Source organism: Shewanella colwelliana ATCC 39565 (genome assembly GCF_000518705.1).
Taxonomy (GTDB): domain Bacteria; phylum Pseudomonadota; class Gammaproteobacteria; order Enterobacterales; family Shewanellaceae; genus Shewanella; species Shewanella colwelliana.
On record NZ_JAEC01000012.1, the window covers coordinates 64,011 to 85,610 of the forward strand.

The following is a 21,600-nucleotide window of genomic DNA, read 5'->3' on the forward strand; positions in this document are numbered from 1 at the left end:
CTCAAGTCTCTTTTGTTATTGGCTTCGCTTAGCTTAGGGAGCGCCTGGTGCGTCGGGATAGCGTTGGTATATGTCGTCGAGTTTATCCAAATTGGCAAACAGTACGTCGATGAGTGCAGGGTCAAAGTGGATACCACGTTGTGATTTGACATAGTCTAGCGCAGCAGCGAGCGGCCAAGACTCTTTATAGCAACGTTTGCTGACTAGGGCATCGACCACGTCGGCAAGCGCAGATATCCTGCCTGCCATATCGATATTTTCGCCTGACAAACCTTGTGGATAACCACTACCGTCCCACTTTTCATGGTGTTGATGGGCGATGACCGCTGCCAGTTGTAAAATGCGTTTGTCTGAGCTGGCGAGGAGTTCGTAACCTAAAAAAGCATGCTGCTTCATGATCTCCCACTCTTCGGGTTCAAACTTACCGGGTTTATTAAGGATATCGTCTGGAATGCCGATTTTGCCGATATCATGCAGAGGGGCTGCTTGCAAAAGATCGTTGATATAGCGCTCGGGCAGTGCAAGACCCCGTCCCAGTAATGCCGCGATTTCACCAACGCGTTTAACGTGGGCACCCGTCTCTTTTGAACGTTTTTCAACAGCTTCACCAAGAATGTAGATGGTCGACTTTTGGGTTTCTTCTATCTCATCACGCAGTAATAGGCTCTCATAGGTAATGGCGACATTGGCTGTGAAGATCTCCAGCAGCTCACGACCCTCTGGTTCAAGTTTATTGTCGAAAGAGAGGTAAACAACGGTTTCGCTGCCCACTTTACTGCGGTAATAACAGGTCACAGAAAAGTCATTAAAGTGATGTTGTTTCTCCTCTAAGGCTTTATTTATCGCACCCTTAACTTGGGAGGGAAGGGTATCAATGTTGCTGTCGATATGGAGTTTAGAGTAGGCATCGGTCGCCGCTAAAATTTTAAGATGGCCTTCATTTGAGCTTGCGGTATAGCTTTCAGATAGGCTGGCACATAGGCCATCGCCATTAAAATTAAGCAGATCATTGAGCTGGTCGAGTACTGCCGAAGCAAACTCTCTTAGGTTTTGCACATCATAAACTGACGAGATCGCACTGATGGCGCGCCTCAGTGCCTGCCTAGCGCGTTCAAGTTTAATAATATCGCGGTAGCCCCGCAATCCCCCATAGAAGACGGTCACAAGCTTAGCGTGGGTGAGTTCTGTTTTCTCTTTGTAATCATTGATATCAAAGTCGCGAATGACTTTCTCTTCAGGTGCTTGGCCTGGTTGCCCCGTGCGCAGGACAATACGGATATTAAGGTTTCCTAGCTCTTCCCGTATCCAGCGGGTTAATTGCAAGCCTGCGTCGTTGCTCTCCATCACGACATCTAGCAGCGTCATGGCGATATCAGGGTTGGCTTGTAGGATCTGTTTGGCATCTTCGGCGTTATAGGCTGAGATAAATTCAATATTGCGGCCGCTGAACTCAAACCCTCGCATCACTAGTTTAGTGACCTGGTGAACGGCAGCATCATCATCAACGATCAGCACTTGCCAAGGGGGCAAGGTGTTTGGTGTTGCTTGTGGTTTAGGTTTACTGCTGAATTTAAGTGATGTAGCCAAAGAGTCTACTCCGATAGCATATAGAATATTAGTGAAGCGTTGTCATCTGCTTAAAAGTATAGACATTATCTTTAACTATGCAGTGTTAACTTTGATTGATATTTTCGGCTGTGCTTTTGTCAATTAACCCAGTGACTTTCGCTTGCGATCATTCGCTACCATAGTAGTATCTTGGGCTACCAGCCAACATATGCATGAGTTGGTTATTAAGTGGAGCCGCCGATCAGTGAGGATAAGTTGAATAAATGGATATTATTGGGGTTACTTTTTTGCCCTACCGCATTACTCGCTCAACCAGCTAGTCGTATTATTGCACTCTCGCCCCATGCGGTAGAAATGCTGTATGCCATTGGCGCTGGGGAGTCGATTGTAGCGACCACGGATCACGCCGATTACCCAGAAGAAGCTCAGTTTATTGAACGTGTTGGTGGATACTATGGTATCCAAATAGAGAAGGTGGTGGTGCTTAACCCCGACCTTATTGTGGTGTGGGGGAGTGGCAATAAACAGGAAGATATAGACAGGCTAAAAAGCTTGGGCTTTCCTCTGTTTAATAGCGACCCTAACTCATTAGAAGCCGTCGCCGACGAACTGCAACAGTTGGGGGCGTTGACGGGGCATGAGCTGAAGGCTAAACAGGTAGCCTTTGACTATCTCACTTCGCTACAGCAAGTGCGTCAAGCCAATGCGAGTAAAGCGCCGATAAAAGTGTTTTATCAGCTCTGGTCGACGCCATTGATGACGGTGGCACAAGGAAGTTGGATACAGCAGATCATCGATGTGTGCCATGGTGATAATGTATTTAATGATGCTGAAAATGCCTATCCGCAAGTGAGCTTAGAAGCGGTACTGCTAAAGCAGCCTATGGTCATCTTACAAAGCCAAGATGAAGGCAATATCAAGGGTATCGATTGGTCAACTTGGCAAGAGATCCCGGCAGTTAAACAGCAACATATTTATCAACTTGATGCCGATCTCTTGCATCGCGCGGCACCACGAGCCATTTTAGGGGTCGAGGCGCTTTGCCAAGCATTAGATAAAGCGCGCTAGCTTCCGCTCGTATTTATACGTTTATTGACCACAAGGAGTCTGTACATGACGATTTTGTTGAGCTGTTTACTGTTTGCCGCCTTATTACCCTACTTGGCTAAAGGGCCTGTCGCGGTAGCGATGGCAAAGCTTGGTGGCTACGACAACGACCATCCTCGCTCGCAACAAGCTAAATTGACTGGTTTTGGCGCTCGTGCATTAGCTGGTCATCAAAATGCCTTTGAGTCTTTGCTGATTTTTGGGTTGGCTGCGGTAACGGTAATGGCTTTGGGTAAAGTTGATCGTACGGTTGAAATTTTTGCACTAATCCATGTTGGCGCACGTGTGGTTTACCATGTTCTCTACCTTATCGATAAGAGCACATTGCGCTCTTTATCTTGGTTTGTGGGCTTCTTTTCCGCAATAGGGATTTTTATCCAAGCTTTCTAAATCTGCTCTTGCGCCGAGTTTCAACGTTAAGTTGAAACTCGGTCGACTTCCTATCTTGTCGTACATTTCTTTATTTGCGGACACTATATTGATAAGCGGACACACTCTGAGTGTCCGCGGACACTTATAGCGCAGGTGGCTCGGACAGTATTGTTGTAACTCATTGTTAATTGGTCGTTATAAAAGTTGGCATGGCAATTGTAGTCCTAATGGTCAGAAGAAGATTCAGTCCGGCAACGGACACTGTTAGGGATGCACCATGATTAAAGATACCAGTGGACAAGATCAGCACATTGCGCCGAGCTTAGCGCGCCGCCTTAAATGGCCTGTCACTTTGGGTTGCACAATATTGTTACTGTCTGGCTTAGTGTGGGCCAGTGTCAGTGGCAGTAGCGTGAGCCAATCCATCGATCGCAGTGAGCTGCGTTTTGCCACTTTAGTGCGCGGTACCTTAGTTCGTGATGTGGCTACCACAGGTAAGATTGTTGCCGCCAACGCCCCGATTCTTTACAGCCCAGAAAAAGGCACTGTCACTTTGATTGCTAACCCCGGCGATCGTGTTGAGAAGGGGCAGGTGGTTGCGACGATTGAGAGCCATAGCTTAACCAATAGCCTTAAGCAACAAGAGTCGCTGCTCGATAGCATGAGAAGCTCTTTAGCTCGCGCCAAACTCGATGCTCGCCGCAGCCAATTAAAGGCCAATCAAACGCTGGATATGGCCAAGGTCGATTTAGAAGCGGCCGATAGAGAGAGTCGCCGTGGCGACCAACTGATCGAAACCAGTCTCATCTCCAAGATAGATTATGAAAAAGGTAAGGATGAACTTCATAAGGCCAAGTTGTTGTTTGCCCATGCTCAGCAAGAGGTCGCTTTGATGAAAGATACCTTGACCTTTGAGCTGAAAAACAAGGCTGCTGAAGTTAATCGTCAGGGGCTAGTTGTGGCTGAGTTACAGCGTCAAGTGACTGCATTGAACATTACCGCACCCGTTGGCGGCATCATAGGAAACTGGCTTACAGAGCAAAAAGCCCGTATTGCCCAGAGTCAACCTATCTTGACTGTTGTGGATCTTAGCGCTTTCGAGGCTGAGCTTGCTGTACCTGAAACCTACGCCGATGAACTGGGGCTTGGTATGGATGTTGAGCTAAATTTTGGTGGCGTCATGGTAATGGGGCAACTGTCATCTATCTCGCCAGAGGTGCGTAATCGAGAGGTGGCGACTCGCGTCCGCTTTGCACAAGATTCGGCGCTGCATCTACGTCAGAATCAGCGACTCTCGGCGCGAGTGCTATTAGAAAATTGTCCCGATGTGTTGATGGTCAAACGTGGCGCATTTATCAACAGCGGCGGTGGTCGCTTGGTGTACCGCTTACAAGATGATATTGCCCAGCGTACAGCCATCGCGCTAGGGGCTCGAAGCATGAGTCATATTGAGGTGTTAGAAGGCGGCGAAGCGGGCGATGAGTGGGTGATCTCCAGTATCGAATTGTTTAAAAACGCCGAGCAAGTGCTAGTTCGTTAAGGAGTGCAGATATGAAAGCGATTTACCGACCAGTTAGCCAACAGCGCGTTATCGCCGCCTTAGCGTTATTACTGCTATTAGTGGCAACGCAAACTTATACCCAAGATGCCGCTGATTGGTTTCTACTTGGACTTAATATTATGGAAGCGTCAGGTTTTTACGCTGCGGCGGAACCGATACCGCCTTTGCTTGATGTGGCGAAAGTTGGAGGCTCTCTTATGCAGTTTCTGCAAGCTCTGATTGAGCTATTGCATCACCTCTTAACGATGCTACTGAACTGATTCACCGAATAACGCAAAAAATAATGAAGGAACAATAACTATGTTAACCATGAAAAATATCAGCAAGGTATTCAAAACGGATTTAGTCGAAACCCATGCGTTACGTGACTTTAACCTTGAAGTGAATGAGGGCGAGTTTGTCGCCGTGACAGGGCCTTCAGGGTCAGGGAAAACCACCTTCTTAAATATCGCGGGTTTACTCGAAGGTTTTACCCATGGCGACTATTTCCTCGATGGCGTGAATATTTCAAATCTCAGTGACAATAAAGCGGCAGCCATACGTAATGAGAAAATAGGCTTTATCTTCCAAGGGTTTAACTTAATTCCAGACCTTAACCTTGCCGAGAACGTAGAAGTGCCTCTGCGTTACCGTGGTTTTAGTGCCAAGGAGCGACAACGTCGTGTGCAAGAGGCTCTTGATAAGGTAGGGCTTGGAGCACGAATGAAGCATCTGCCCTCCCAGCTATCTGGTGGTCAGCAGCAGCGTGTGGCGATTGCCCGCGCCTTGGCTGGCGAACCAAGGTTTCTCCTCGCCGATGAGCCAACAGGTAACTTGGACAGTCTGATGGCTCGTCAGGTGATGGAGCTTTTAGAGGAGATCAATAAAGCAGGTACCACGATTATCATGGTGACCCATGATCCGGAACTTGCTCGCCGCGCCCAGCGCAATATTCAGATTGTCGATGGTCAAGTTTGTGACTTCACTCTCTATCAAGGCGGACAGGCACATGTGGCACAAACCGAACAGAAAGTGGCCAGCTAAGGAGAGTAAGCATGTTTTTATATTACGTTGATCTAGCGTGGCGCAGCATTAAGAAGACGCCAGTGCTATCACTCTTGATGGTACTGGCGATCTCAATCGGCATTGGCATCACTATTACGACGCTTAACGTCTACAGCATGATGTCGTTTAATCCCGCTGGGGAGCGAAGTGATAGGCTTAATGCCATTCAGCTTTGGAGCCAGGGCGTGAACTCTTGGGATGAATATCACTCCCTTGTGACCTATCAAGATGTGATGAACCTACGTCAGTCAGGTATACCTAAAGCGCAAGCGGCGATGTTTCGCACTGGTGCGGCAGTACAAACCGATGATCCCGAATTTGTCCCAATTCTTCGAGGCATAAGGGTCACCGACAGTGGATTCTTCTCCTTGTTTTCGGTGCCGTTTTTATATGGTGGTGCTTGGGATAAATCTGTCGATAGCGATCCACAATACCAATTGGTTATTGGCGAGAAGCTTAACCAGAGCTTATTTGGTGGTGAAAATAGCGTAGGTAAGACGGTTTATCTTAATCGTAAACCTTATCACGTTGTGGGGGTGATTAAAGAGTGGAATCCTCAACCTAAATATTATGATCCATTAAACGGTGCATTTAACTCGGCAGAGCAGCTATTTGTTCCGTTTTCACTTACACCTATTGAAGAGTTTGATGTATGGGGGAACTCATCGGGTTGGAAGTTTGAACCTATGACGGGCTATCAGTCTCGCTTGAACTCTGAAAAGGTGTGGCTGGAATTTTGGGTCGATTTACCTAGCGAAGAGTCTCGCTCGGCTTATCGAAGCTTTTTGAGTCACTATGTTGAGCAGCAAAAACAACTAAATCGTTTTACGGATGATAAAGCCGCTGCAGATTCGGTGCAGCTATCTAATGTTGCAGAGTGGCTAGAGATGAATAATGTTGTGCCTGAAGACAATAAAATTTTGGTCGGTCTGAGTGCACTGTTTCTGTGTGTGTGTCTGGTCAACATTTTAGGGTTGATGTTAACTAAGTTTCTTAAGCGCGCACCTGAAGTCGGCGTTAGGCGTGCCATTGGTGCCAGTCGCGGACAAATTTTTGCGCAATATATGGTTGAAGTGGGCGTGATTGGATTATTTGGGGGCTTACTGGGTTTACTTTGGGCTTGGCTTGCGCTCTACAGCTTGTCAGCAAAATTTGATGTAGCCGATGGCCTGACAAATTTATCGATGAGTATGTGGGTTATTACGCCTAGTATCGCCGTCGGTACTGCGCTGTTGGCGGGACTATACCCAGCGTGGGTGGTGTGCCGCACTAAACCTAGTGTTTACTTAAAAAGCCAATAAGGGACTTACTATGTTAAATATTAAACCAATTCTAAGCACCTTAATGCGCAGTAAGAGCGGTCCTGTTTTGTTGCTATTACAGATTATTTTATCTGTCGCGATAGTGGCCAATGCCAGCTTTATTATCCATGAGCGCCTAGGCATGATGCAGCGTGACTCTGGTATTGTTGAGTCTGAGATTTTAACTTTTAATATGTACAATTTTGATCCAAGTATTGATCGCGTACAGCAAAATCAACTTGATCAGCAGTTGTTACGCAATCTGCCCAATGTGATGGCTGCAACGTCGACCAATATGCTGCCGCTAAGCGGTAGCGGGTGGTCCAGCACCCTTAATTTAGGTCCAGATTCAGAAACGGCACAGTCGACACCGCAGTTTGCAATGTATTTGGGGACGGAACACACCTTAGAGACCTTAGGGCTTAAGTTGATTGATGGGCGAAACTTTTATCCCGATGAGATTAATACTAGCCTCACGGCCAGTGGAAAACTGGCTATCGTATCAAAGGCGTTAGTCGATGCGACTTGGCCAAATGAATCGGCGCTGGGCAAAGTATTATATGAAGGTGAGGATACACAGATAACCATTATCGGTGTTGTGGAAAAGCTGCAAGGTGCCTGGATCGACAGTGGCGATTTAGAGTACAGCGTTATTCAAAATGTGGATTGGGGAGGGCGTTCTTATTTGGTGCGTGCACTCCCCCAACATCATGCGGAACTGAAGCAGGCAATCACTGATGTCATGCTTAAGGAAAACCCAAATCGTGTGATCGATGATTTTCAGTCGATTAAAGCGGTAAAGGAGAGCTCCTACCGTGATCATCAGCTAATGGTGACCGTGCTATCTATGATGGTGGTTTTACTGTTGTTGATCACCAGCCTAGGTCTGACAGGAATGGTAATGTTTAATATCCAACGCCGCACCAAGCAGATAGGAACTCGTCGCGCCTTAGGTGCAACCAAGGCCGATATCCTTAGCCTGTTCTTGACCGAAAACTACATCATTTGTGTGGTTGGTGGAGTGCTGGGAGGCGGGCTGGCTGTGTTATTAGGCCAGCAGTTGATGCAGCATTACGATCTGCCGCAGCTTGATCTGCTGTACCCTATCATGACCGTTTTGGGGCTGCTACTAGTGACCACTGTCGCTGTGGTGCTGCCAGCGAGAAAAGCGGCAAATATATCCCCCGCGATGGCAACGCGGAGCGTTTAAGATTACGGCCTTGTAATGCTTATCGAAAGCAGCTTGGCCTTTAAAAGCTTAGCGCTTTCGGTTAGTTTTATCTTTTCTGCACGTGAACGGCAAAGAGTATAATTAGATAATATGGATACGATTCTCATCGTCGATGACAATCAGGCTGTGTGCAGTGCACTCACCTTGATGCTCGAATTACATGGATTTAATACCCTAAGCTGCCTCTCTCCTGAGGCGGCTTTAACGCTCTTGGCTGAGCAAGAGATCGCTTTAGTGATTCAGGACATGAACTTTACCCAAGACACCACCTCAGGCGAGGAGGGGAAACGCCTGTTTTACGATATTCGCCAGCGTCAACCCAAGCTGCCTATTATTTTGCTAACCGCATGGACTCAGCTAGAGTTGGCGGTGGAGTTGGTAAAAGAGGGGGCGGCCGACTATATGGGGAAACCCTGGGATGACGATAAATTGCTTATTAGCGTCAACAACCTACTCTCCTTGCATGCCCTCTCGAAGCAAAATACCCAACTGACTCGCTCGGAAAATCAGCGCATGTCGGTCATTAATGATGCACAGTTGTGCGGGGTTATTTTTGGTAGTGGAGCGATGCAGCGCTGTATCGATCTGGCGCTGCAAATTGCCAAGTCGGATGTGTCGGTGCTTATTACTGGGCCAAATGGTGCAGGTAAAGATAAATTGGCAGATATCATTCATGCCAACTCGCCCCTTAAAAATAAGCCGTTCATCAAAGTGAATATTGGCGCACTGCCCATGGACCTGCTCGAAGCCGAATTGTTCGGCGCCGAAGCTGGGGCGTTCACCGGGGCGAATAAGACTCGTATCGGCCGGTTTGAGGCCGCCGATGGTGGCACGCTGTTTTTAGATGAGATTGGAAACTTGCCGTTGTCGGGTCAGGTAAAGCTGCTGCGTGTGCTACAAACGGGTGAGTTTGAGCGGCTGGGGAGTCACCAGACTCGCAAGGTTAATGTCAGGGTGATCAGTGCCACCAACGCCGATCTAGCTGACGATATTGCCGCTGGCCGTTTTAGAGAAGATCTCTTCTATCGCCTTAATGTTATTGAGTTAGCGTTGCCGCCGTTGAATCAACGTCAGGACGATATTTTACCTCTGGTAAACCACTTTATTGGCCGAGCGTTTTCTCTGTCTAAACCCACGCAACAGGCGCTGTTGGCATACCCTTGGCCAGGTAATGTACGTGAACTCGAGAACGCCTGTAAACGGGCGGTTATTCTCGCTGACTCCCCCAGTTTAACTATTGACGACTTTGGTATTAATTCACCGCTCACTCACTCCTCATCGCTGAGGCGTGGAAGCCCTTCGCCACAACCTGTATCAGCACGCCAAACGACAGCAAGCAGTGAGCAAAAGATTCAGCAGTCTGAACCCAAAAGCGACGACATTAAGCAGGCAGAGCCTGAAAGGGCGGATATTGAACAAGCTCTGGCACAGCATAATGGCGTGATTGCTCGCGTGGCTAAATCATTGGGCTTGAGCCGGCAGGCGTTGTATCGACGCATGGATAAGTTTGGTATCGAAAAATGAGCCTTTCGCTGCGCAACAAATTAACCTTGGGGACAGTGATTGCGGCCTTAGGCGCCATGGTGACTTTCATACTATTGCTGTCTCACTTTACGCCAACCTTAGTCAGCGAGATCGGCCTAGGCTTGATACTCGCTTGCCTCTTGGTCGGCTTGTTGTGTGCTTGGCTTCTCAGCCGTTGGATGACTCGGTCATTGGCCAGCAGTTTAAGCGCGCTAGAGGTGGGGTTACTTAACTTTAAAGACAATGATTTTAGCGTGCATATTCTTGTTCAGGGGGATAGCCAGCTGCGGGCTCTGGCGACACTGTTTAATGAGTCGGCTGCCCTATTAAGGCAACAACGTCAATACATCTATCAGCGTGAGCTTCTGCTCGACAAGGTGATTCAAAGTTCGCCTAATGTGATGTTATTGCTCGATGATCGTCAGCGAGTGATCTACGCCAATGATGCTGCCCGTCATCTATTTAATCGGGGCGTGCGTATTGAAGGGATGAGCCTGACCGAGTTGCTTGAAGGGATGAACCAAGAACTTGCCAATGCAATCAACAGCCCTAAAGGTGGGCTATTTACTTTAGCCAGTGAAGAAGAGGAAGGTGAAGATGAGACTTGGCATCTGTCTCGTGGACGTTTTCTGCTTAATGGTCAATACCATCATCTCATCTTATTGAAGCAGATGACGCGAGAGCTTAATCGGCAAGAGGTGGCGGTTTGGAAGAAGGTGATTCGCATCATCAGTCATGAGCTGAATAACTCGGTGGCTCCCATCGCCTCCATGGTGAGATCGGGACGTAAGATCACCGAACCATTGGACAATGCGAAACTTAAGCTTATCTTCGATACGATTGAAGATAGGACCAGTCATCTTAGCCAGTTTATTTTCAATTATGCTCGGTTTGCTAAGCTTCCATTGCCGAAAAAGAGTTGGGTTGATTGGCAAAAACTGATGGCGCAGTTAGCCCAGCATTTTCAATTTAGCTTAGTCGGTGAACTCCCAAACGCTCCAGGTTTTGTCGACCTAATTCAATTGGAGCAGGTGTTACTTAATCTACTTAAAAATGCCCATGAGTCCGGGTCAACGGTAGAGGACATTTCGGTGCACATTGCGCAGCAGACCTTAACTGACGGCATGGAGGGCGTCTGTATAGAGGTTGCTGATGGGGGGAGTGGCATGTCGCCTGAGGTCTTGGCGCAGGCATTATTGCCCTTTTACTCAACCAAACAGTCGGGTACTGGTTTAGGTCTACCTTTATGTCGCGAGATCATCGAGGCCCATGATGGACGAATAAGCCTGCATAATCGTCAGCAGGGGGGCTTGTTAGTGCGTATCTGGTTGCCCAGCCAAGAAGATTAATAAAAAACACCGCCAATTGGCGGTGTTTTTGAGTGAACTTAATGGGTGCGATTGGCGAGGTTAATCTTCCACTTGCCAGTCGATGCGCTCACCCGCGCGGATTGGGACGACACCCGTACTACCTAGGGGATAAGTCGCAGGTACATCCCAGCTACGCTTCACTAACGTAATGGTGTCGCTGTTGCGCGCTAGACCATAGAAATCTGGACCATTGAAGCTGGCAAAGGCCTCTAACTTGTCTAATGCGTTAACCGACTCAAAGGCTTCTGCATAAAGCTCGATAGCGGCGTGGGCAGTATAAGAGCCTGCGCAGCCACATGCTGCTTCTTTGCGATCTTTGGCATGAGGCGCCGAGTCTGTGCCTAAGAAGAATTTTTTGTTGCCACTGGCCGCAGCAGCCAGCAATGCTTGTTGGTGAGTATTGCGTTTTAAGATGGGCAAGCAGTAAAAATGAGGACGAATACCACCCGCTAGCATGTGGTTGCGGTTGTAGAGCAAGTGGTGTGCGGTGATCGTTGCCGCAACATTGTCTGGTGCACTGCTAACAAAGTCGACTGCATCTTTGGTGGTGATATGCTCAAGCACAATCTTCAGCGATGGAAAATCTTGTACCACTTGCTTTAGGGTGTTCTCGATAAAGATCGCTTCTCTGTCGAAGATATCTATCGATGAGTCAGTGACCTCACCGTGAACTAAAAACAGCATGCCCACTTCTTGCATCGCCTCAAGCACAGGATAGATGTTTTTCACATCGGTCACGCCTGAATCTGAGTTAGTGGTTGCGCCCGCAGGGTACAACTTAGCGGCGACAACTTTGCCCGACGCTTTTGCTGCACGAATATCCTCTGGCGTGGTGTTATCGGTCAGATACAGCACCATCAAAGGCTCAAAGTTAGTGGTGGTCACTGCTTTAATGCGCTCATAGTAGGCCATGGCACTTTCAACGTTGGTCGCTGGTGGCACGAGATTAGGCATGATGATCGCACGGCCCATATAACGGCCAGTATCTCTTACTGTGTCTGCTAGCACATCGCCATCGCGTAGGTGAACGTGCCAGTCGTCAGGGCGAGTAATTGTAATTGTGGTCATTGAGGTATCTTTTTTTGCGTAGAGTGGCTGGATCTTATGTGGCTGGGAGAGCCCTGTAAAGAGCAATGTTGTTTTTGCAGGTGGTGCCGTTGAGAATTGTTTAACGTGGAGTTAATGAATGGGGTTTATGTGTCAGTTTCTGTTTAATAATTTGCGTATATTAGGATGAAGATCACTAAAACAGCTATTCACTTAGATTTTTCTAATAAAAGAAATTTGCATGTAATGGCGAATGTAATACAATTTCGGCCATTAAGGATTTCAGGCAGATACGTTGAGGCATTAAGATGAAAAAAATACTTATTATTGGTGGCGTTGCAGGCGGTGCATCGGCAGCCGCGAGAGCCAGAAGACTCAGTGAAGACGCTGAAATCATCATGTTTGAGCGAGGTGAGTATGTCTCTTTTGCTAATTGTGGTTTGCCTTATCACATTGGTGGCGACATCACTCAGCGCAGTGCTCTTGTGCTGCAAACGCCAGAAAGTTTTAAGGCGCGTTTTAATGTCGATGTGCGAGTGATGAATGAAGTGACCAGCATTAATCGCCGTGCAAAATCTGTCACGGTCAAGAACCTGCTTAATGGGAACGAGTATGATGAGTCGTATGACGTATTGCTATTAAGCCCTGGCGCTGCACCCATTGTTCCGCCTATTCCAGGTATCGATAATCCCTTGACTCATTCGCTGCGCAACATCCCCGATATGGACCGTATTATTCAGACGATTCAGATGAATAATGTTGAGCATGCTACGGTTGTTGGTGGCGGATTTATTGGCCTAGAGATGATGGAGTCTTTGCATCAGCTTGGGATTAAAACCACTTTGTTAGAACTCGCCCAGCAGGTGATGACGCCTATCGACCGAGAAATGGCGGGCTTTGCCCACGTTGAAATTAGGCAAAAAGGGATCGATCTGCGTTTAAGTACCGCCCTGTCTGCCGTGGAGTATCTGCCTCAGACGCACATTGAAAGCGATGCTGCTGGTGAAGATACTGCTCATCGTCATATTGCGGGTCATTTGGCGCTGTCGTTGAGTAATGGCGAAACCCTTAAAACAGACATGTTAATCATGGCTATCGGGGTGAAACCTGAGACAAGCCTCGCGCGCGCCGCTGGGCTCGACATTGGCGAGTTAGGCGGTATCCATACTAATGAGATGATGCAAACCAGTGATCCGGCTATCTACGCGGTAGGCGATGCGGTGGAAGATAAAGATTTTGTGACGGGTCAACAAACGCTGGTGCCACTGGCTGGCCCGGCAAACCGCCAAGGTCGCATGGCGGCCGATAATATGTTTGGCCGCAATGAAACTTATCAGGGGACGCAAGGCACGGCGATCTGCAAGATTTTTGATTTAGCCGTGGCTTCAACAGGTAAAAATGAGCAGCAACTGCAACGGGCTAATATCGCTTATCAAAAAGTGTATGTGCACACGGCGAGCCATGCTAGCTACTACCCTGGGGCAGAAATTGTATCTTTTAAACTACTGTTTGCCCCATCTTCAGGCAAGATCCTTGGCGCGCAAGCGGTAGGCAAAGATGGTATCGATAAGCGTATCGACGTCATGGCGGTTGCACAGCGTGCTGGCATGACGGTAGAGCAGTTACAGCATTTAGAACTGACTTATGCACCGCCATTTGGTAGCGCTAAAGATGTGATTAATCAAGCCGCGTTTGTGGCCAACAATTTACTCAAAGGCGACCTGATGGCGATTCATTTTGATGAAGTCGACAACCTGACCGATGATCAATTGTTGTTGGATGTACGTAACCCTGGTGAACTTAAAAATGGCGGTTACATAGAAGGTGCAGTTAATATCCCTGTCGATGAATTACGCGATCGCATGGACGAGCTACCCAAAGATAAAGAGATTGTTATCTATTGCCAAGTGGGCCTGCGAGGCAACGTCGCTTATCGTCAGCTGGTCAATCGTGGTTATAAGGCCCGTAATCTGATTGGTGGTTACCGCACCTATAAGTTTGCCAAGGCCTAGAGTGTATATTAGAGGTGTCCATTTTACGTTGGGCGCCTTTCAATCAGTGTTAGATGAAAGAGGTATTTGATGTTTTCATCCTTCGTCCCCGCGTTATTCGGTGGCTTCTTAATCGGTTTAGGCGCCATATTACTGATGGTCCTCAACGGCAGAATAGCTGGGATCAGCGGTATTTTATCGGCGGCACTTTGGTCACGAGAGCCAAGTGATACCAAAGGGATTGCTTGGCAATGGTATTTTCTCGGTGGGTTGCTGATAAGTGGTTTACTTATGGGGGCACCGCTGCAAGCCATATTTGATGTTCAACCTATCGATATTGCAGCTTTATCAATTTCAATGCCTATGCTGCTAGTGTCTGGATTATTGGTTGGCCTAGGTTGTACGATTGGCAGCGGGTGCACCAGTGGTCATGGTATCTGTGGTATTGGTCGTTTATCACCACGCTCGGTTGTGGCAACCTTGGTGTTTATGTTCGTCGGTGTGATCACCGCCATTGTGTTCCATTAGGCAGCGGAGATATTGATATGAAAAAGTTGATGGCGCTGTTATGTGGCGTACTATTTGGCACAGGTTTGATGTTATCGGGACTCGCCGATCCGGCAAAAGTGATCAGTTTTCTTGATGTGAGCTTGCTCTCGAGCGGGCAGTGGGATCCGTCCCTGATGTTGGTGATGTCATCAGCCTTGGCTGTGTATCTACCTGTGTATCTTATGGTCGTGAAACCCAGAGCGTTGGCGCAACAAGGACCCGTATTCGAGAGTCACTATCATTTGCCGACCAAGCGAGTTATCGATGCGCCACTAGTCATAGGTGCGGCATTATTTGGCTTAGGTTGGGGATTAGTGGGTATCTGCCCTGGCCCTGCCATTGTGAATCTAGCTCAGTTTGATCTCAGTATTATGCTATTTGTGACAGCCATGATTGTAGGCGGCTTTTTAGGTCGGCAATTGATGGACGTAATGCCCGTTACAGCTCATAACGCCTAATCTTTGCGGAGGGGAGTATTGACTGCGCCGAGATAACATGAGGGGCACTCTACTGGTAAAGCGTTTCGGGTGAGTTTATGATGACCTGATTTTGCACACTTTTGTGGTAAACACTGGGTATCGTGATAGGGGATGTCGCTAACATGGAAAGTTTATCGGTAGCTAACAATAGATGTTTAGCCGTTTGTTTAGGATTCATATCGGGGCATTTACGTGACTGAGCTGGCCTTAGTGTTCTTGGGATGCTTAGTGGCAGTACTGAGTATCATGGCCGGTATGAAGCGATGGCGCCACCTGCACGCTGAAAAGCGTATTCCTGACGTAGCCGTGGGCAGTACCACGGTCTTTAAGATGCTCAGCCAAACGATTAGTGATGGATTATTGGCTGTTGATCATGACGGGTATCTCTTAGCTCACAATCATGCCGCGCAGCAGCTATTGGATGATTGCTGCGCCGATCTCTCGCAACGTTTTTTAGGCGAGTGGATTACGAACTTTAATGAGTTTTCTCCTCAAACTAGCCCTGAACGTCAATATGGTATGAGCCTGTGTGAAGGTTATGCTCGGCTGAGTTTTACTCGCTTGATGCGCGATGATACACAGACCCTATTCTTGGTTCGCCCCTTATCAACAAGCGATGAGATGTTGGGGGATATCGAACGTTTTAAGCGTAGCCAATATTTTGCGCAAATTGGCACTTGGGATTGGGACGTTGGCACCGACACCCTTTATTGGTCTGAGGCAATCTACGGCATCTTTGGTTATGAACAAGGTGAAGTAACGCCAAGTTATGAGTTTTTCTATTCTAGAGTCCATCCAGATGATAGAGAGTTAGTTAAAGCAGGTGAGTTGAAAAGTATTGAAACCGGTGATATTCACGATGTGGAGTACCGTATTCTCTGGCCCGATGGTACTGTTCGCTGGATCAGAGAAACGGGTAACTATGTCAAAAATGGCTTGGGTGAGATAAATAAAATGATGGGAGTGGTACGGGATATCACGGATGAAAAGGCATCGACACATCAACTACACCGTTTAGCCCATCATGATGTATTAACTGGCTTACCTAATCGACTGATGTTGGAGCAACATCTTCAGTTGGCTATTGAGCGCGCGCGTAATGATAAGACGCGGGTGGCGCTAATCTTTATTGATCTTAACCACTTCAAAGCCATCAACGATAACTACGGTCATCAGGTTGGCGATCGAGTCTTGGTTACCGCAGCAACTCGCTTAACAGAGGTTAAACGCAGTGGTGATCTGGTTGCGCGTATCGGTGGCGATGAGTTTGTAATGGTCATAGAGGGGCTATTTAGTGAAAATAGCCTAGCGCAACAAACCAAAGAGATTAGCCGTAGTGTGTTCAATCAATTCTCACACCCGCTGCCGTCAATTGAGCCTGAGTTGACGATCCACGCCAGCCTCGGCATTGCCATATTTCCTGAGCATGGCAGCAATATCGATACCTTGCTGCATGCGGCCGATATGGCGATGTATAACGCAAAGCGTCGGGGTGATGACCAATATAGCGTCGCCCAAGTATCTCATCAGGCCCATACTTCACCTCATGGCGATCTTAAACAGATAAGTTAAGGCTAAATTGGTCGTTATACGGGGTCTATGTCAGAAAGGTGAGCCTCCATTGTTGTCGTGGCAAGCTTTGGTTGGCGAAAGATCACAATGTAAAAACCAGCGGCGATAAACCATGAGATCCCCAGGCTCCATACGTCATGGGAGAGAAAATGAGCACCGCGCAGTTGTTGTGCGATACCAAACATCATTCCAATCGCCAATCCAATGCCTAAGCCAATCCAGCGATATTTTTGTGCATAAGCCAGTGCAAAAAAGTACAGCGCTACCCAGGCGTAGCCTGAGCTAGAGTGCCCAGCAGGAAAACATTGACCCGGAGAGTCGGCTGCAATTTTTCCGGAGAATAGCGAGTAATAATCGGCGCTACCACCAAATATTTTGAGATGCCAAGGGCAATCTAAATGGGTGAGCGATTTACCTAACCTAACAATGGTCACACTGCTTAATACACTAATAAATAGGAAGAGTAGCCCTTTTCTGTAAGGCCTTAAATTGACTTTCTTAATGCTGGCAACCATTAAACCTATGATGACGAGGCCGAGCAGAATGACGAAATAGCGCCCGCCTTGATGGATCACAGTTTCCGTTAGCCAGTGACCTCTTAAGGGCCAGTTTTCATTGCCGCCTTCAAGGTGAAATAGCCATTGACCTAAGGCCATATCAATATGAAACCTTTCAATCAAGGCAATGACTAGCACAAATAGCACCGCTGGCAGCAGCAGGTGGTTGCGGAAGTTAAGCTGATGGCTGTTGGTTGGGATGGAGTGCATCGTTAAGTCTCTTGCAAGTGTGGCAGCCAACTCGGCTGCGCGCTTAACGGGTATTATTTTTCCTGTGGCGTGAATTTTTTGTGAAAGCACTAGTTTCACAAAATATCAGTGGGAAAGACTTAACAGTAGACTGCGCTTTTTTAGGGGATTTTTGCGGCGGCTTTGATTGCGGTAGCTAGTGCAAATAAGCCGTTAGTGCGCGATGGGCTGAGTTGTCCTGTAAGCCCGAGCTCATCGAAATAAGCATTGATATCTAGTGCCGCAATGGATTCACTGCTATGGCCATGGGTAGCAGCCAAGAGTAATGCAATAAGGCCTTTTACGATACGCGCATCACTGTCGGCGATATAGTAATGCAGATCATCAATTTGGGCATGGTAGAGCCAAGCGTTACTCTCACAGCCTCGCACTTGCGCCTGCTCAACACGTAGCATGTCATCGAGTTTAGGCAAGGTTTTACCGAGCAGCATGATTTCCCGGTAACGCTCTTGCCAATTGGCCGCTTGTTTAAAGCGAGCGAGTATGACCTCGCTGTCGAAGGTTTGCGCCGTAAAGAGGTCACGACTGAGAAATTGACTTGTTGAGTTCATGGTTGTCCTGTGAGGCTATGTGCCTAAAGCAGTAATTCTTTGACCGAAATTAAACCATCGATGAAACGATCGATATCTTCAACGTTGGTATACACGCCAATTGATGCGCGGCAGCAGCCTTTAATATTGAGCGACTGCATCAGAGGCATGGCGCAGTGATGGCCACAACGCACGGCGATCCCCTGTTGGTCGAGTAAAATACCCACATCTTGATGATGCTCATCAGCGAGATTAAAAGCAACAGCGCCGATATTGTCGTCATGTGCGCCGTAAAGAGTGATATCTCCCAATGCCAAGAGTCGCTGTTGTAGGTAGGTCAGCAGCTCATTTTCTCGTTTAACCATGGCGGCTTTATCTAGTTGATTGATAAATTTTATTGCAGCACCTAACCCTATTACTCCACTTATGGGTGGTGTGCCAGCTTCCAAGCGATTTGGCAAAATATTGAATTCAGTGGCCTCGAAAGTCACACTTTTAATCATCTCCCCACCGGTCAGCAGTGGTGTTAGGCGGTCGAGTTGGGCATATTTACCGTAGAGAATTCCCACGCCAGTTGGGCCATACATCTTATGGCCAGAGAAGAGGTAGAAGTCACAATCAATTGCTTGTACATCTACTGTCAAATGGGCGATGGCCTGTGCGCCATCAATAACCGTTATCGCGCCGACAGCTTTGGCTTGTGCCGCCATCTGGGTGACTGGATTGACGGTACCCAGTGCGTTTGATACATGGCTCAATGCAACGATAGCTGGATGCTGTTGCAATAGCTGTGCATAGGCTTGCTGATCGATACGGCAGTGACTGTCTAGTGGAATTGGGACCACGGTCGCGCCCGTGCGCAGGGCTAACATTTGCCATGGAACGAGGTTGGCATGGTGGGCTGCGGTATCGACGAGAATGGTGGCACCCGGATCTATTTGCGCAGTCAGGCCGTGGGCTACCATGTTGATCCCTTCGGTGGTGCCGTGGGTAAAAATGATCTCTTCACGTTGACCTGCGTTGATAAAGTCTCGCACATCATCGCGTACCGCTTCGTAGTTAACGGTTGCGCGACTGGATAACTGGTGCGCGGCGCGATGGACATTTGCGTTATCTTGCTGGTAGTAGTGATTGATGGCGTCTAGCACTTGTTTCGGCTTCTGGCTGGTGGCCGCCGTATCAAGATAACATAGCGGATAATCCCCTAATGTTTGTGCAAGGGCAGGAAACTGCTCGCGCAGGTGGTTAACGTCCATTCATCGGTCCAACAGTGATAAAGAAAAGGCGCTAAGATCTTGGGAGATCTTGGCGCCTATTGCAAGCTGCTTTTTACTTGTCGTCAGGTCGATTAGGGGCAAGGTAGGCGATATCGTTCAGCAAGGTCATTAAGCCGACTCATGAGTGGCTCGCTGAGACTGACATTCACGCTATCTATATTCTCTTTTAGTTGCGTCAGGCTGGTCGCGCCGATGATATTTGATGCAACAAATTGCCGGCTGTTTACAAATGCAAGGGCCATCTGTGCTGGGCTGATATTAAACTCACGGGCCAGTTCTACGTAGGCTTGTGTAGCTGCCAAAGCCATCTGCGATCCTGTGTAGCGCGCAAAGCGTTTAAACAGGGTTAACCTTGCCCCTTCTGGCCACTGATCATTGAGGTACTTGCCGCTTAACGCACCAAATGCCAATGGCGAGTAGGCCAGCAGTGGTAATTCTTCTCGATGCGCTATTTCAGCCATGCCAACCTCGAAACTACGGTTGAGCAAGTTGTAGGGGTTTTGCACACTGATGATACGCGGTAAGCCATGCTTTTCAGCAAGTTGTAGGTATTTCATCAAGCCCCAAGAAGTTTCATTTGACACACCAATATAGCGAATTTTACCGGCACTGATGAGGTCAGCTAACGCTTCTAAGGTATCGAGAATTGGGGTGAGCTTCTCTGAATCTTGCTGCTGGTAAAACAGTTCGCCAAAGAAGTTAGTGTTTCGATCAGGCCAATGCAGTTGGTATAGATCTATGGTGTCGACCTGTAAACGCGAGAGAGAGTCGTCGACGGCTTGATGGATGTTACGCCAGTCGAGCGCCATATTTGGGCGTATATAGTCACTTTTACCTCCCGGTGCAGACACTTTGGTGGCGATGACGAGGTTGTCTCTATTACCGCGGGATTTGAGGTAATTACCTAGAATACGTTCGGTTTCCCCTTGGGTTTCAGCTTTAGGTGGAACCGGGTACATTTCGGCTGTGTCGATAAAGTTAATGCCTTCGCCGATAGCATAATCGAGTTGTTCAAAGGCTTCGTTTTGAGTATTTTGCTCGCCCCACGTCATGGTGCCTAGGCACAATTCACTAACGTCTAGGCTGGAATGTGGCAGTCTTCTATAATCCATTCAAATCTCCAGAATGCACTGAGTTACCTTGAGGCTAGCAAGCTTTTTTCTGAAACACTAGATAAATTATTTCAATGAGTATTTTTTATTTAAGGTAATGATTTAAATGGTTAAAAAAATTTACAGCGTGAGCATCATTGGGATTTCACAAGCATCGTGCCCAGTGTTACCCAGCGGCGCAGCCAAATGTTTAAACCCTATTTTTTCATAGAGGATAATAGCTTCTTTCAATACGGCCGTGGTTTCTAGATAGCAGCTTTCGTAGCCTTGTGTTCGTGCAAACTCAAGCGCTTGAAGGGCAAGTCGGTTAGCAAAACCCTTGCCACGTAGCTTAGGGTCGAAATACATCTTTTGAAGTTCACATATGCCATCATGTCCGGCAAGCGGTGCGATCCCAGCCCCACCTAAGATGCAGCCCTTGTATTCAATGACCCAGTAGTGTGCATCATCAGCATGATAGACAGTATGAAGCTCGTCCAAGGTCGGATCGGCCACTCCGTAACCTTTGTCTGGGGTTAGGCCATATTCTGCCGATACGTTACGAATCACCCGCGCAATATGCGGGTTATCTTGCTCAGTGATACTTCTGATGATGAAGCCCTGTTGTGCATTGGCGGTGTCTATCGCGCGAGTGTATTGCGTCATCGAGGTTTCTAGCTGCGCAATTTGCGCAGGTGAGAGCTGGGCTAAGATCTGTTCAAACATCGCATTTTGCTGGCGATTAAGCTTACTGAGTAGGCGTTTACCTTGTGGTGTTAGCTGACACAAGGAGCTGCGGCTATCCTTGGGGTTATTGCGGCTTTTAGCCAGTCCTTTATCGCACAACTGACTTAATGCTCTACTAGCATTCGACTTATCTATGTTTAGCGCTAAGGCTAACTGTTTTATGGATAGCTCTTGTGAATTTAGTTCAATAATCGCGTGTGCTTGCACTGGGGAAAGGGGGAGCTCGCCACAGGCTGAATTTAGCATGCCAAGTTGCCTGACGAGTTGTCTTGATAAACTGCGCAAAGATGAGCAAGTTTCTGGCAGCTCATTGCTTGCAATTTGAAAAGATTCCGTCTCTATGGTTGGGCAGGTCTGATTCATCGAATGTCCAATAGGAAAATGGTTGCGATATACATCTAATTTAGAGGGCTTATTTTAGAAATGCAAGTT

At 47.8% G+C, this 21,600-nt stretch carries 20 protein-coding genes; 13 read left to right on the forward strand and 7 right to left on the reverse strand.

All coding sequences use genetic code 11. The features are described from left to right. Positions 1 to 33: 33 nt before the first annotated feature. Positions 34 to 1,587: a DUF3369 domain-containing protein gene (locus L876_RS21290; RefSeq protein WP_037428153.1), complete on the reverse strand. Its 1,554-nt coding sequence runs from the start codon at positions 1,585 to 1,587 to the stop codon at positions 34 to 36. A 237-nt stretch (positions 1,588 to 1,824) separates the two neighbouring features. Here L876_RS21290 and L876_RS0106915 point away from each other — a divergent pair, with 237 nt between their 5' ends. The 9 genes from L876_RS0106915 (at position 1,825) to L876_RS0106955 (ending at position 11,058) form a co-directional block, all read left to right on the forward strand. Then, a complete protein-coding gene (locus tag L876_RS0106915) occupies positions 1,825 to 2,637 on the forward strand; it encodes a cobalamin-binding protein (protein WP_028763130.1) in 813 nt (270 codons plus the stop codon). Between the two features lie 45 nt (positions 2,638 to 2,682). Next, positions 2,683 to 3,066, forward strand: a complete 384-nt coding sequence (locus L876_RS0106920; RefSeq protein WP_028763131.1) for an MAPEG family protein — start codon at positions 2,683 to 2,685, stop codon at positions 3,064 to 3,066. Positions 3,067 to 3,325: 259 nt separating this feature from the next. Continuing rightward, a complete protein-coding gene (locus L876_RS0106925; protein WP_028763132.1) occupies positions 3,326 to 4,588 on the forward strand; it encodes an efflux RND transporter periplasmic adaptor subunit in 1,263 nt (420 codons plus the stop codon). An 11-nt stretch (positions 4,589 to 4,599) separates the two neighbouring features. Next, a complete protein-coding gene (locus L876_RS0106930; protein WP_028763133.1) occupies positions 4,600 to 4,869 on the forward strand; it encodes a hypothetical protein in 270 nt (89 codons plus the stop codon). A 40-nt stretch (positions 4,870 to 4,909) separates the two neighbouring features. Beyond that, positions 4,910 to 5,632, forward strand: coding sequence for an ABC transporter ATP-binding protein (locus L876_RS0106935; protein ID WP_028763134.1), 723 nt, complete (start codon positions 4,910 to 4,912; stop codon positions 5,630 to 5,632). An 11-nt stretch (positions 5,633 to 5,643) separates the two neighbouring features. Continuing rightward, on the forward strand, positions 5,644 to 6,954 hold the full coding sequence (locus L876_RS0106940) for an ABC transporter permease (protein ID WP_028763135.1): 1,311 nt from the start codon (positions 5,644 to 5,646) through the stop codon (positions 6,952 to 6,954). A 10-nt stretch (positions 6,955 to 6,964) separates the two neighbouring features. Further along, positions 6,965 to 8,164 (forward strand): ABC transporter permease, encoded by a 1,200-nt coding sequence (locus tag L876_RS0106945; protein ID WP_028763136.1) that lies wholly within the window; start codon positions 6,965 to 6,967, stop codon positions 8,162 to 8,164. A 111-nt stretch (positions 8,165 to 8,275) separates the two neighbouring features. Next, the gene (locus L876_RS0106950) at positions 8,276 to 9,709 is read left to right on the forward strand and encodes a sigma-54-dependent transcriptional regulator (protein WP_028763137.1); all 1,434 of its coding nucleotides are present in this window, start codon (positions 8,276 to 8,278) and stop codon (positions 9,707 to 9,709) included. Positions 9,710 to 9,765: 56 nt separating this feature from the next. Next, entirely contained in the window at positions 9,766 to 11,058 is a 1,293-nt protein-coding gene (locus tag L876_RS0106955) for a sensor histidine kinase (protein ID WP_248674514.1), read from the forward strand. A gap of 60 nt (positions 11,059 to 11,118) precedes the next feature. On the opposite strand, the gene pyrC is transcribed toward L876_RS0106955, so the two are convergent. Next, positions 11,119 to 12,147 (reverse strand): dihydroorotase, encoded by a 1,029-nt coding sequence (pyrC, locus tag L876_RS0106960; RefSeq protein WP_028763139.1) that lies wholly within the window; start codon positions 12,145 to 12,147, stop codon positions 11,119 to 11,121. Between the two features lie 287 nt (positions 12,148 to 12,434). Between pyrC and L876_RS0106965 the strand changes: the two genes are divergently transcribed. From L876_RS0106965 to L876_RS21295, 4 genes are all read left to right on the forward strand, one after another. Further along, positions 12,435 to 14,138, forward strand: coding sequence for an FAD-dependent oxidoreductase (locus L876_RS0106965; protein ID WP_028763140.1), 1,704 nt, complete (start codon positions 12,435 to 12,437; stop codon positions 14,136 to 14,138). Between the two features lie 69 nt (positions 14,139 to 14,207). Continuing rightward, on the forward strand, positions 14,208 to 14,645 hold the full coding sequence (locus L876_RS0106970; RefSeq protein ID WP_028763141.1) for a YeeE/YedE family protein: 438 nt from the start codon (positions 14,208 to 14,210) through the stop codon (positions 14,643 to 14,645). 17 nt (positions 14,646 to 14,662) lie between these two features. Continuing rightward, positions 14,663 to 15,124, forward strand: a complete 462-nt coding sequence (locus L876_RS0106975) for a YeeE/YedE family protein (protein WP_028763142.1) — start codon at positions 14,663 to 14,665, stop codon at positions 15,122 to 15,124. A gap of 213 nt (positions 15,125 to 15,337) precedes the next feature. Beyond that, positions 15,338 to 16,717 (forward strand): diguanylate cyclase domain-containing protein, encoded by a 1,380-nt coding sequence (locus tag L876_RS21295; RefSeq protein WP_051412996.1) that lies wholly within the window; start codon positions 15,338 to 15,340, stop codon positions 16,715 to 16,717. A 14-nt stretch (positions 16,718 to 16,731) separates the two neighbouring features. Here the strand turns inward: L876_RS21295 and L876_RS0106985 are convergent, their stop codons facing one another. From L876_RS0106985 to L876_RS22410, 5 genes are all read right to left on the reverse strand, one after another. After that, on the reverse strand, positions 16,732 to 17,583 hold the full coding sequence (locus L876_RS0106985) for a phosphatase PAP2 family protein (protein WP_248674507.1): 852 nt from the start codon (positions 17,581 to 17,583) through the stop codon (positions 16,732 to 16,734). A 41-nt stretch (positions 17,584 to 17,624) separates the two neighbouring features. Further along, positions 17,625 to 18,074 carry a SufE family protein gene (locus tag L876_RS0106990; protein ID WP_028763144.1) on the reverse strand — a complete coding sequence of 150 codons (450 nt, stop codon included), beginning with the start codon at positions 18,072 to 18,074 and terminating at the stop codon, positions 17,625 to 17,627. Between the two features lie 23 nt (positions 18,075 to 18,097). Beyond that, positions 18,098 to 19,309: an aminotransferase class V-fold PLP-dependent enzyme gene (locus tag L876_RS0106995; protein WP_028763145.1), complete on the reverse strand. Its 1,212-nt coding sequence runs from the start codon at positions 19,307 to 19,309 to the stop codon at positions 18,098 to 18,100. A gap of 92 nt (positions 19,310 to 19,401) precedes the next feature. Then, a complete protein-coding gene (locus L876_RS0107000; RefSeq protein WP_028763146.1) occupies positions 19,402 to 20,442 on the reverse strand; it encodes an NADP(H)-dependent aldo-keto reductase in 1,041 nt (346 codons plus the stop codon). A 120-nt stretch (positions 20,443 to 20,562) separates the two neighbouring features. After that, entirely contained in the window at positions 20,563 to 21,531 is a 969-nt protein-coding gene (locus tag L876_RS22410; RefSeq protein WP_081730644.1) for a bifunctional helix-turn-helix transcriptional regulator/GNAT family N-acetyltransferase, read from the reverse strand. Between the last annotated feature and the right edge of the window lie 69 nt (positions 21,532 to 21,600).